Origin of the sequence: Gemmatimonas aurantiaca T-27 (assembly GCF_000010305.1) — a bacterium.
GTDB lineage: Bacteria > Gemmatimonadota > Gemmatimonadetes > Gemmatimonadales > Gemmatimonadaceae > Gemmatimonas > Gemmatimonas aurantiaca.
In genome coordinates, this window is record NC_012489.1 from 3,630,156 (window position 1) to 3,642,622 (window position 12,467).

A 12,467-nucleotide genomic window follows, 5' to 3' on the forward strand; every position below is an offset into this window, starting at 1 on the left:
CGGCAGGCGGAAATGCAAAAGGGCCACGAGCAATAGCAGAAGCCCGTACGCGAGGCCAACACGAGCGGTTTCTCTTCACGAAACGTAACTTCGGTCAGTTCGACCCCGGCTATGCCCCACGCCGTTGGCTCACGTTTCAGGAGATTTCGCGTGCCCTTCCTCCCGCATCTGTTCCGTTCGACCCGCCGGAACAGCGCCCCCATGGTGTTCAAAGCGGTAGCGCTCAACGCTATCGCACTGGCGTCAGTGCCCCTGCTCACCAACCACGTCGGCGCTCAGCAGCCGACCACGCCGCCCGCCGCCTCGGTCGCATCCACCGACCCCCGCGTCGAGAAGTTGAAGGCGGAGGCGCTGCAGATGGTCGAAGGCCGCTCGAAGCAGGTCCAGGAGATCGTGGACATGCTGTTCTCGTTCCAGGAGCTCGGTTTCCAGGAGTTCGAGACGCAGAAGTACATCACCACCCTGCTCCAGAAGGAAGGCTTCACGGTGGAGAAGGGGGTGGCAGGTATCCCCAGCTCCTGGACGGCCAAGTGGAGCTATGGCACGGGCAAGCCGGAAATCTCCCTCGGCTCCGACGTGGACGGCATCCCGCAGGCCAGCAGCAAGCCCGGCGTGGGCTACCGTGACCCGATGATCCAGGGCGGCCCGGGCCACGGTGAAGGGCACAACTCCGGCCAAGCCGTGAACATCGTCGCGGCCATTGTGGTGAAGCAGCTCATGCAGCGTGACAAGATCAACGGCACGATTCTGCTGTGGCCTGGCATCGCGGAAGAGCAGATGGCCGGCAAGGCGTTCCTCGTGCGCGCTGGCATCTTCAAGAACACCGACGTCACGCTGTTCACACACGTCGGCAACGACCTCGGCGTGTCATGGGGTGCCAGCGGCTCGAGCGCGCTCATCTCGGCCGAGTTCAAGTTCCGCGGCGAGAGCGCGCATGCGGCCGGCGCACCGTGGCGCGGAAAGAGCGCGCTGGACGCCGTGATGCTCATGGCGCAGGGGTGGGAGTTCCGCCGCGAGCACATCCGTCTGCAGCAGCGCTCGCACTATGTGATTCGCGATGGCGGTGACCAGCCGAACGTGGTGCCGAGCACGGCGAGCATCTGGTTCTACTTCCGTGAGCAGGACTATCCGCGCACGATGGAACTGTTCGAGATCGGCAAGCGTGTCGCGGCCGGTGCGGCCATGATGACGGATACGCAGCTCGATACGGTGAACATTCTGGGCAGCGGCTGGTCGGCGCACTTCAGCAAGCCGATCGCCGAAGCGATGCATCAGAACGTGGTGAAGGTGGGCATGCCCAAGTGGGACGACAAGGACCAGGCGCTGGCCAAGGGTCTGCAGAAGGAGCTGGGCTCGCCCGACTTCGGCCTCTCCGAGCAGGTGAACAAGGAGCTTCGTGGTGCGGCGACGCCGCAGAACTGGACCGGCGGTGGTTCCGATGACATCGGTGACGTGGCGTGGAACATGCCCACGATCACGCTACGGTATCCGTCGAACATTCCGGGGCTGCCGGGACACAACTGGGCCAACGCGATTGCCATGGCCACACCGATCGCGCACAAGGGTGCCGTGGCCGGAGCCAAAGTGCAGGCCCTCACCATGCTCGACATCTTCATGACGCCGAAGGTGGTGACGGACGCGTGGGACTATTTCAACAACGTCCAGACGAAGGACACGAAGTACAAGCCCTTCATCCGGCCGTTCGATCAGCCACCCACGTACCTCAACGCCGACATCATGGCGCGTTTCCGTGAGCAGCAGCGGAAGTTCTACTACGATCCGACCAAGTTCAAATCCTATCTCGAGCAGCTCGGCATCGAGTATCCCACAGTACGCGCGGCGGAGACCAAGCCGCGCGGCGACAACAACTGAGCGCCTCGTGTTCCGACGTCATTCTTTCCTGAGCTTCGCGACGGCCGCTGCGCTGGTTACAACGGCCGTCGCTCCGCGCCTTGCCGCCCAGGCTGCGCCGTTCGATCCTGCCCTCGCGGCGGAGATCGACAAGCGCACCGCCGCCATCGCCGACAAGATCACGGCGTGGCGTCATGACATTCACCAGCACCCTGAACTCGGCTACCAGGAAAAGCGCACGGCGGCGCTGGTTGCGGCGCATCTGCGTGCGCTGGGACTCGAGGTCCAGGAGAATGTGGGTGGCATTCCCGGTGTGATCGGCACCCTGAAAGGCGCCAAGCCGGGCCCCACGGTGGCCTTGCGCGCCGATATGGATGCGCTGCCGGTCACGGAGCTGGTGGACCTGCCGTTCAAGAGTACGGTGCGCACGGTCTACAACGGCGTGGAGACGGGTGTGATGCACGCCTGTGGCCACGACATGCACACGGCGATGCTCATGGGGACCGCCGAAGTCCTCGCGGGCATGAAGAGCCGCATCCCGGGCACGGTGAAGTTTTTCTTCCAGCCTGCCGAAGAAGTGCCACCCAACGGCGGCGCGCTCGCCATGATCAACGCCGGCGCGATGACGGGCGTGGATGGCGTGTTTGGCCTGCACGTCGGACCTGGCCCGAGCGGTACTCTGTCGTATCGCAGCGGCTCCATCACCGCTGCGGCAGATAGCTGGAAGATCATCGTGCGCGGCCGTCAGGGACACGGTGCGATGCCGGCCAACGCCGTGGATCCGATCGTGGCGAGCGCGGAAATCGTGTCGGCACTGCAGACGATTGTCTCTCGCTCAGTAGACCTGACGTCCGGACCGGCGGTGGTGACCGTGGGCGCGATTCATGGCGGTCTGCGTGAAAACATCATCCCGGATTCCGTGTGGATGATCGGCACCATTCGCACGTTCGATCCCAAGTCGCGTCAGGTGATCGCGGATCGCCTGAAGCTGATCGCGACCAAGATCGCCGAAGCGCATGGCGCCAAGGCAGAAGTGCACGTGGAGCTGGGCTACAGCAGCACGCTCAACAACGTGGCCATGGTGAGCCGCTTCTCTCCCGCGCTCAAGCGCGTGGCGGGCAGCAAAGGAGCCTTCGAATCGAAGAGCCCGAGCATGGCAGGTGAAGATTTCTCCCGTTTCGCCGACAAGGCGCCGGGCTTTTTCTTCAATCTCTCCGTGACTCCGCCGAACGTGGACCTGTTCAACGTGGCCGGCAATCACTCGCCGCTGTTCCAGGGTGATGATGCCGCGCTGCCCGTGGGGACACGCGCGATGGCCAATGTGGCGCTCGAGTTCCTGGTGAGCGGCGGGATTCCGAAGACGCCGTAACTGGGAAGGGAAGCGGGAAGGGAAACTGCAAGGGAAACGACCTGGGCGCCCTGCGGGCCCGAAAGCCGCGGGACTGCAAAGGAAAAAAGCAGGATGGTTTCGGTGATGTGCACGGACTTGTCCGTACAATCGAGACCACCCTGCCTTTTTCATTTTTGTGTCATGCTGTTTTCGCCGCCGCAGGCGGCCCGGCAGGCAACCCTTACATCCCTTCCAATTCCCTTGCGCGCCTACGCCCGCGCCACGATGGTCTTGATGGCCGCAGCAAGTTTGTCGGCGTCGGCCGGCGTGTTGTAGAGCGTTGGTGTCACGCGCACGCAGTCGCCCTTGGCGATGCCGGTGCGCTGGAACGTGAACACGCCGAATTCGTCGAGCAGCGTTTTGGCGATGGCATTGTTGGCCTCGCGCGTGCCCTTGCCATTCAGGCGGAACGCCGTGATCGCGCCGGTGAGCGGCGTGTCGTCGGGTGTGAGCACGTCCACCCCCTTCACATTGCGCACAGCTTTTGCCCAGCGATCGCGCAGGTAGCGCAGCCGCGCCGCCTTCTGCGGGATACCAATCGACTGCTGGAAGTCGATGGCATCAGGGATCGTCATCACGGTGGCGAAGTTCACAGTACCGGTGTGCAGGCGGCTGTCGATACGATCGGCCGGCGCGCTTTCGTCGGCATGGGCCCGATCGATGGCCCCGAGCTTTCCCTCACGGATATACATCGCGCCCGCGCCCACCGGCGCACCGATCCACTTGTGCAGATTGAGGCCGATGAAGTCGGCCCCGACCTCGTCCACCGTGAGTGGCACCTGTCCGAACGAGTGGGCCGCGTCGACCACCACATCCACACCACGGCTGCGCGCGAGCGCTGCCACATCCTTCACCGGCAGCAACAGCCCCGTCTTGTTGTTGCAGTGCGTGAGCAACAGCAACTTGGTGCGCGGATTCGCATCGAGAGCCTTGGTGTAGGCCTCGATGATATTCGCGTGCGTCGCCGGCTCAGGAATATCGAAGCGGGCCACCTTGGCCCCACGCCGCTCGGCGAGCCCATTCATGGCCCACTGCATGGCGTTGTAATCGAGATCGGCGTACATGACCGTGTCGCCCGGACCAACCTTGTTGTACTGGCTGATCAGCGCCTGCAACGCCTCGGTGGCGCCGCGTGACAGTGCGATCTCCGTGGGCTTGGCACCCACGAACTGCGCCACCCGATCACGCGCATTGCGCATGAGGGGCGGGAATTCGCGACGGGCGAAGTACGAGTTCTCGCGGTTCATCCGGTCGATGTGCTCGTGATACTTCGCCAGCACCGGCTGTGACATGAGGCCCCAGTATCCGGCTTCCATGTTCGTGACCGCATCGGTCACCCGATACTGATCCGCCACCTTCTTCCAGTAGGCCTCGTCCTGCGCCACCACATCCAACGCACCGGTGTGCGGCGAAAGCGGTTGGGCCGTGGCGTCCGGGAATGCAGGGGCCGCCGCCATCGTGGCGGGAGCCATCAGGGAGGCGGCACCAAGGACCGCCGAGTCGCGCAAAAATTCGCGCCGGGAAGAGCCAGTCATGCCTGACGCTACGGGAACCGTGCGTCCTCCGCAACGGCGCACACCGATTCGTGCAGGACCGTGACCGGAACGGCGCCGGTCCCCATACTGGCCGGATTCCGGTACGCTGATGAGCTTCACAGGCATGACTGATCGCTCGTCCGCCCCGCACCGCGGCGACTCGCCCATTGGCGACGTCCCGGCCGCCGAATTCCGCGCCGCCGCCCACGCGGCCGTCGACTGGATTGCCGACTATCTCGAAAATCCGGCCGCACACCCGGTGCGCAGCCGCGTGCGTCCTGGCGATGTGCGCAGCGCCCTGCCCGCCTCGCCGCCGACACATGGTGAGCCGCTGGACGCGATGCTGCGTGATTTCCACGCCACGATCCTGCCCGGTATCACCCATTGGAATCACCCGGGCTTCTTCGCGTACTTTGCCAACTCCGGATCGTACCCCGGCATTCTCGGTGAGCTGCTCACGGCAGGGCTCAACGTCAACGGCATGCTCTGGATCACCAGCCCTGCCGTCACCGAACTGGAAGAACTCACGCTCGACTGGCTGCGTCAGTTGCTCGGGTTGGCCGAAGGGTGGACCGGTCAGATCACCGACACGGCGAGTGTCAGCACCTTCTACGCACTGGCTGCAGCCCGCGAGCGCGCCGGTCTCGATGTGCGCACGCAAGGCCTCGCTGGCCGTACGGACATGCCGCGCCTGCGGGTGTACTGCAGCGAGCACGCCCACTCATCCATCGACAAGGCCGTCATGGCACTGGGACTGGGCCATGAGAACTGCGTGAAGGTCGCGGTGGATGAACAGTTTCGCATGCGCCCTGATGCGCTCGAGGCAGCGCTCGCAGCGGATGTGGCGGCGGGTTACCGACCCATCGCCGTGGTGCCCTGCGTGGGCACCACCAGCATCACCAGCATCGACCCGGTCCCCGCCGTGGTGCGCATTGCGCGGCAGTACAACTGCTGGGTGCATGTGGATGCGGCGTACGGCGGGGTGGCCGCCATTGTGCCGGAGCTCCGCTACCTGCTCGATGGTGTGGACGGCGCCGACTCGATGGTGGTGAATCCGCACAAGTGGCTGTTCACCCCCATGGACTGCTCAGTGCTGTTCACGCGCGACCCCGCCACGCTGCGTCAGGCGTTTGCGCTGTTGCCGGAATACCTCGTCACCCGCACGCCCGACGCCACCACCAACCTGATGGACTACGGCATCCAACTCGGCCGGCGCTTCCGCGCGCTCAAGCTGTGGATGATCATGCGGGCGTACGGTGCCGAAGGACTGGCCGAACGCATCCGGCATCACTGTGAACTGGCACGCGACTTTGCCGGCATGGTGCATTTCGAAGGGGGCTGGGAAATCACGGCCCCGGTCACGCTGTCCCTGGTCTGCTTCCGTCATGTCCCGGCCGGCGCCGATGAGGCAACCATTGCCACAGTGAACGCCGCGATCATGGAACGGGTGAATGCGCGGGGCCACGTGTACCTCTCCCACACCAAGCTCGATGGCCGCTACACGCTGCGCCTGGCCATCGGCAATATCCGCACCGATCGCGAACACGTGGAACTGGCATGGCGCGAATTGCGCGACGCCGCAGCCGTGGTCGGAAACGCTGCCTCTTGAACGAGCGAACTCTTAGTTCAGGCTGTCCAGGAGACTGCGTACCTGTTCGCGATCGAGCGGCTTGGTGAGGAACGCGTGGATCCCGTCGCGTTGCGCATCATCGAGCTGGTAGTGCTCGCTGTAGCCTGAGCAAAGCACGACCGGCAGATCCGGACGGATGGACAGCACGGCGCGCGCCAAGGCATCGCCGGTCATACCCGGCATCGTCTGATCGGTGAGGATCACGTCGAACGCCATCGGGTTGCGCACAACGCTCTGCAATGCGTCCTCGGGATCGGTCTCCGTCGTGACTTCGTGTCCGATCGAGCTGAGGAGCCGGGTCAGCGCGCGGGCCACCGCCGGCTCGTCATCGACCACGAGGATCCGGCGGGTCCGCGGTGCGCGCGCGGCATCCGCCACCGAGCTCGGAGCGGGCCGCGACTCCTTGCCCGCTTCGAGCATGGGCACCCACACCTCCACGGTCGTGCCTCGATGCAACTGGCTGCGGACCTGCACATGTCCACCGTGCGACTGCACGATGCCGAGTGTGACAGCCATACCGAGACCGGTGCCGTCACCCTGCGGTTTGGTCGTGAAAAACGGCTCGAACACCCGCGTCAGCGCATCCTCACTCATCCCCGATCCGTTGTCGCGGACGGTCAGATGCGCCCAATGCCCAGGTGCCACCTGCATCGCCGCGGCAGTGTCCTCGGTGACCACCTCGGTCGAGAGCCAGATCTCGAGCTGCGCATCACGCACACCACGCAGTGCGTACTCGGCGTTTGCGCACAGATTGAGCACCACCTGCTGGAATTGCGAAGGATCGCCTTCCAACTCACAGCATTCAGCGGCGAGCTGCACATCCAACTCCAGGGTGGACGGCTTGGACACCACGAAGAAACGCACCGCCTCACCCACCACATCCGCCAGGCGGAATCGTTCGCGCACGGCATCACGCATGCGACTGAACGTGAGAATGCGATGCACCAGGTCACGGGCGCGTGTTGCCGCGGCCATCACGTCGGCATTGGCCTCACGCGCCGCATCATCCGTGATCGTGCCATCGACACTCTCCGCGGAGTGCAGGATGACCGTGAGCAGGTTGTTGAAGTCATGCGCGATCCCACCAGCCAGGCGCCCCAGTGCTTCCATACGCTCCGCCTGACGCAGGCGCTGTTCACTGAGCCGGATGTCCGTGACGTCCTGCAGGACGCCGAGCGTCGTGGTGGGCTGCCCCTTTGCATCGCGCGACAGTACCAGCGACCGCTGCACCAGCCAGCGCCAACCACCCGTACGATGCAGAATGCGATACTCGATGGACCGCACCTCGGGGTCCATCGTGCCTTTCCAGTTCTCCGTATAGGCGGCCAGCGCGGTCAGATCTTCCGGGTGCACCAGTCGCATCCACAGTTCCGCACCGAGCTCCATGATCTCGGCCACCGAATAACCGACCACCCGTTCGCATGACGGCGTCACGAATGTCATGCGGCGCTCAGCGAGATCGAACGTGTAGACCACATCGGGAATGGCCTGCATGATGCGATCGATGAAACGCCGGCTTTCGATGGCATCCCGCAATGTGTTTTCCGACGCGACCGTGCGATGGTCCTGCGAGCGGCCAATGAGCAGCGCCGCCACACGCGCCACATCTTCCATCAGGCGCAGCTCATGCTCCGAGGGCGCGCCCACACGTTGGCGGTAGATCGCAAAGGTGCCAACCACCGTGCTATCGAGCGTGAGAATGGGCATCGACCAGCACGAGCGGAACCCGAACGGTTCCACTGCGGCGGCCCATCGCGCCCATGACGGCGCGATACGGATGTCTTCGCTGATGACCACCTGGCGCGTCGCCGCCGCGCGTCCGCAGGTGGCGATGTCTGCGCCGATGGGCAAGTGACGAGTGAGCGCCACGAATTCGGGCGACATCGACGGAGCGGAGCCGGGTTCCAGGAGGCCCGCCGCGGGGTCGACGAGCAGGATCGTGCATCGTGCACCGGGCAGCAGCGCTTCGACGCCAAGGCAGATGGCATCGAGCGACCCTTCAAATGACGATGCCGCGGCTACCGCGCCGAGCAGCGCGCGCAGATCACTGTCGGGTACTCCCGATGTCGATGTCATCGTGGGTCAGCGCGTGATCCGAAGGAAGGGGTACTGCATCGCGGCGAGTGTCGGAGCGCGCCGCCTTGCGCTCACGTCGTTTCCGCTGCCAACGCACGAACGCCAGAATCGCGATCGTGAGCAGCACGGCACCGACCAACTCCCCCGCCTGTCCAATATGACCAATGGCTTGGACTGCAGCTTCGCCGGCAGCATATCCCACTGCTGCGAAGAAACTCGTCCACACCACTGAACCAAGCAAGGACACTGGCAGGTATATGTACAGAGGTACACCTGCGGCGCCACAGGCCATAGGGAGTACAATGCGCAAACCAAATGCGAAGCGCACAAAAAACGACGCTTTCAGTGGGTTATTGCGGACCACCCGTAGGGCGACGGTCCCCGTGCTTCGGGCCCGGGGAAAACGCCGACGGATGGCGTCCCATTTGAGACGACCAACCCCGTACAGCAGCACGGTGGCCACCCATCCACCCAGAGTGATGGCGACAATGACCCGTCCGAGATGCAGTTGACCTTCATGCGCGGCAATGCCACCGAAGATTGGGCCAAGCTCCTCGGTGATAATCGCGCTGGCGCCGAGGACCCAATAGGTCCACGGGCCATCGGAAAGGGCGGTCAGCCAGCTACCGGCAACCAACAGGGCAGGAAAGAACCACAGGCGCATAACGATCAGAATGTAAACCCGTCACCGCGCATGAAGTTCGCTCCCCATCGGCATTCCCCGCTCCGTTCTGTCCCTATGGCACACGGTGGAAAAAAGCATGGGGCGGCCCCCGATGTCCGGGAACCGCCCCATGTGCCGCTCTCACACCACGTCAGTCACCCACACCAGTGACAGGCGCCTCGAACGTGCGGAACTGGCCCGTGTGCGGCGGCGTGAGCCCCGCGCGGCGCAGGGCCCCCGTCCGCATGTTGTCGAAGATCTCGTAGAAGGTCGGGATCACGAGCAGCGTCAGCACCGTGCTGGTGATCACGCCACCAATCACGGCCACGCCGAGCGGTGCGCGGAACTGTGCACCTTCACCACGCCCCAGGGCCACCGGGATCATGCCGGCAATCAGGGCGAACGTGGTCATGAGGATGGGACGCAGACGAATCGCTCCCGCCTCGATGAGCGCCTCACGCAGCGGCATGCCGTTGCGCTCACGTGCCCACTTGGCGAAGTCGATGAGCAGAATCGCGTTCTTGGCCACGATGCCGCACAACAGGATCACACCGATGAGGCTCATCAGGTTGATCGTATTGCCGGTGATGGCGAGCGCGCCCATGACACCGATCAGCGAGAGCGGCAACGAGATGAGAATGGCGATCGGATCGAGGAATGAGCCGAACTGCACCACCAGGATCATGTACATCAGCGCCACGGCCACACCGAGCGCGATGAAGATGCTGGAGAATACTTCGTTCTGCTGTTCCACCTGACCACCGCTCGAGAAGGTCACGCCCGGCGGCAGCGCGATGTCCTTCGTCTTGCGGGTGAGATCGTCCATCACTTCCGTGAGGGACCGACCGGCCACATTCGCCTGCACCTTGATCACGTTGTCGCGATTGAGGTGATTGACGATCGCGGGACCGAGATCGCTGCGGATGCGTGCCACCTGTTGCAGCGGGATGAGCGTCGTGCCGTTGCCCTGCCCCACGGCGATCGGCAACTGCGCGAGGTCGGCACCGCGGGCACGTGCTTCCGGCGAGAGGCGCACCATGACCTTGCGCGTCTCGTTGGTGGGATCGACCCAGTCACCCGCGTCGAGACCCGCAAACGCCGGACGGATGGCCTGCGCCACCTGCCCGACGCTGATGCCCATTGCGCCCGCGAGACCGCGGTCGATCTGCACGGTCAGTTCGGGCTTCTGCCCCTTCGTGCTGAGCCCCACGTCCACCGCGCCACGCACACTCTTGAGTGCCGCGAGATACTGATCGGCCACCTGTTGCAGCGCGTCCTTGTTCTGGCCACGCAACTCGAGCGAGATCTGCTTTTCCTGGCCCGCGAAGTCGTTGGTGAACACCGACACCGTGGCACCACCGATCTGTTCGACGTCCTTGCGCACTGCAGCGCCCAGCGTCTCGGCATCACGCTGTCCCTTCTTCAGGCGATCGGCCTTCTTGTAGAGCTTGAGGTAGATGCTGCCCAGATCGACCGCACCACTCGCACCACCCGCCGTCACAAACGAGTACGCCACTTCCGGATAACGCGACGTGTCGGCGGTGATGGCCAACGTCTCGTTCACCTTCTGGCGCAGATAGTCGAGATTGGCGCCCGGCGGTGATTCCACGTTGATCATCAACTCGGCGTTGTCTTCGAGCGGAAAGAAGCTGCCACCCACCAGACCCATCGCGGGCATGGCCAACGCGAAGACGAACGACGACACAGCCAGCATCACCATGCTCTTCGGATGGTCGAGCGCCCAACCCACGAGGCGGCGATAGCCCGATGCCAGTCCGTTGAACCAGTTGTTGAACTTGTCGAGCTGCTTGGTGAGCCAGTTCTTCTGGTGCTCTTCGAGATGCGGATCAGGCCAGTAGGCCGACAACATCGGATCGAGCGAGAACGACACGAACAACGACACGAGCACCGAACAGGCGATGGTCAGCGCGAACGGCTTGAACCACTGGCCCGCTTCACCCTCGAGGAACGCGATCGGCACGAACACGGCCACGATGGAGAACGTGGTCGCGGCCACGGCGAGCCCGATTTCATCGGTGCCTTCGCGTGCGGCCGTGTAGTGATCCTTACCCATCTCCACGTGTCGCACGATGTTCTCGCGCACCACGATGGCGTCATCGATCAGGATACCGATGGCCAGCGAGAGACCCAGCAGCGACATCGTGTTGAGTGTGAAGCCGAAGCCCCACACGGCCACGAAGGACGCCATCACGGACACCGGCAGGGCCAAGCCCGTGATCACCGTGGAACGCCACGAGTTCAGGAACAGGAACACCACGAGCACCGTGAGGGCCGCGCCTTCGATCAGCGCTTCCACCACGTTGTCCACGGAGTGCGTGACACGCTCGCCCTTGTCCTTCACGACCTCGAACTGCACGCCCTGCGGCAAGGTGGGACGCAGGGATTCCACTTTCTTGAGGATCGCCGCGGCCACCGTGGTCGTGCTGTAGCCTTTGGTCTTCTTGATCTCGAGCCCCACCGCATCGCGGCCATTGAAGAGCGCCATGGTGCGCTGCTCCTCGATGCCGTCCGCGGCCGTCGCCACATCGCCCAGACGCACGATGCGACCGTTGCGCTCGGAGACCACCAACTGCATGAAATCCTGCGGGTTGTTCAGGCGACCCTGCAGACGAATCGTGCGCTCGTCGAGTGCACCATTCAGACGCCCCACCGGCACCGCGAGGTTTCCGGCCTGCAACGCGCCCACGACCTGCGGCACGCTCACACCGGCCGCCAGCAGCCGCTGCGGATCGAGGTTCACGGTGAGCTCGCGCTTCACGGCACCCGTGATCGCCACGTCGGCCACGCCAGGAATGGCGCGCAGCTCGCGCGTGATACCCGGGTCGGCCAGCAACGTGAGCTGCGCCGGCGTGATGGTGTTCGACCACAACGACAGCGTCATGATCGGCGCGTCGGTCGGGTTGAACTTGCGCAGGATCGGCTCCTCGATTTCCTGGGGCAGATCCTGACGCTTGGTGCTGATCGCGTCGCGAATGTCCTGCGTCGCTTCCTGCAGATCCTTCGAGAACACGAACTGCGTGACGATCTGGGCGTAGCCGTCGCGGGCTTCACCGTTGATCGACTTCACGCCGGCGATGGACTGAATCGCCTCTTCGATCGGTTCGAGGACTTCGCGCTCCACCTGCTCTGGCGAGGCACCGGGATACACCACCGTGGTCAGCACCACCGGCGGCTGGACTTCGGGGAACTCGTCGGTCTGCAACTGCGACATCGCGACGAGTCCGAAGCCCACCAGTGCCAGCATCGCCACAACCGTCAATAGTGGGCGCTTGATGGCAAAATCTGAAATGACCATGAGGT

Annotated in this window: 7 protein-coding genes; 3 read left to right on the forward strand and 4 right to left on the reverse strand. The window is 64.1% G+C overall.

All coding sequences use genetic code 11. From position 1 onward, the window contains the following. The first annotated feature begins 111 nt into the window (after positions 1–111). Both GAU_RS15765 and GAU_RS15770 read left to right on the forward strand, forming a co-directional pair. Positions 112–1,872, forward strand: coding sequence for an amidohydrolase (locus tag GAU_RS15765; protein WP_015894895.1), 1,761 nt, complete (start codon positions 112–114; stop codon positions 1,870–1,872). A gap of 7 nt (positions 1,873–1,879) precedes the next feature. Continuing rightward, positions 1,880–3,220: an amidohydrolase gene (locus GAU_RS15770; RefSeq protein ID WP_015894896.1), complete on the forward strand. Its 1,341-nt coding sequence runs from the start codon at positions 1,880–1,882 to the stop codon at positions 3,218–3,220. A 230-nt stretch (positions 3,221–3,450) separates the two neighbouring features. Here GAU_RS15770 and GAU_RS15775 read toward each other — a convergent pair whose 3' ends face one another. Beyond that, positions 3,451–4,776, reverse strand: coding sequence for an aminotransferase class V-fold PLP-dependent enzyme (locus GAU_RS15775; protein WP_015894897.1), 1,326 nt, complete (start codon positions 4,774–4,776; stop codon positions 3,451–3,453). 124 nt (positions 4,777–4,900) lie between these two features. Between GAU_RS15775 and GAU_RS15780 the strand changes: the two genes are divergently transcribed. Beyond that, positions 4,901–6,385 carry a pyridoxal phosphate-dependent decarboxylase family protein gene (locus GAU_RS15780; protein WP_015894898.1) on the forward strand — a complete coding sequence of 495 codons (1,485 nt, stop codon included), beginning with the start codon at positions 4,901–4,903 and terminating at the stop codon, positions 6,383–6,385. A 12-nt stretch (positions 6,386–6,397) separates the two neighbouring features. Here GAU_RS15780 and GAU_RS21210 read toward each other — a convergent pair whose 3' ends face one another. The 3 genes from GAU_RS21210 to GAU_RS15795 all read right to left on the reverse strand — a co-directional run bounded on the left by GAU_RS21210 (position 6,398) and on the right by GAU_RS15795 (position 12,462). Beyond that, positions 6,398–8,482, reverse strand: a complete 2,085-nt coding sequence (locus GAU_RS21210; RefSeq protein ID WP_015894899.1) for a hybrid sensor histidine kinase/response regulator — start codon at positions 8,480–8,482, stop codon at positions 6,398–6,400. After that, positions 8,451–9,146, reverse strand: a complete 696-nt coding sequence (locus tag GAU_RS15790) for a DedA family protein (protein WP_015894900.1) — start codon at positions 9,144–9,146, stop codon at positions 8,451–8,453. The genes GAU_RS21210 and GAU_RS15790 overlap by 32 nt, the downstream gene beginning before the upstream one ends. Before the next feature lie 151 nt (positions 9,147–9,297). After that, positions 9,298–12,462, reverse strand: a complete 3,165-nt coding sequence (locus tag GAU_RS15795; RefSeq protein ID WP_015894901.1) for an efflux RND transporter permease subunit — start codon at positions 12,460–12,462, stop codon at positions 9,298–9,300. Positions 12,463–12,467: the final 5 nt, after the last annotated feature.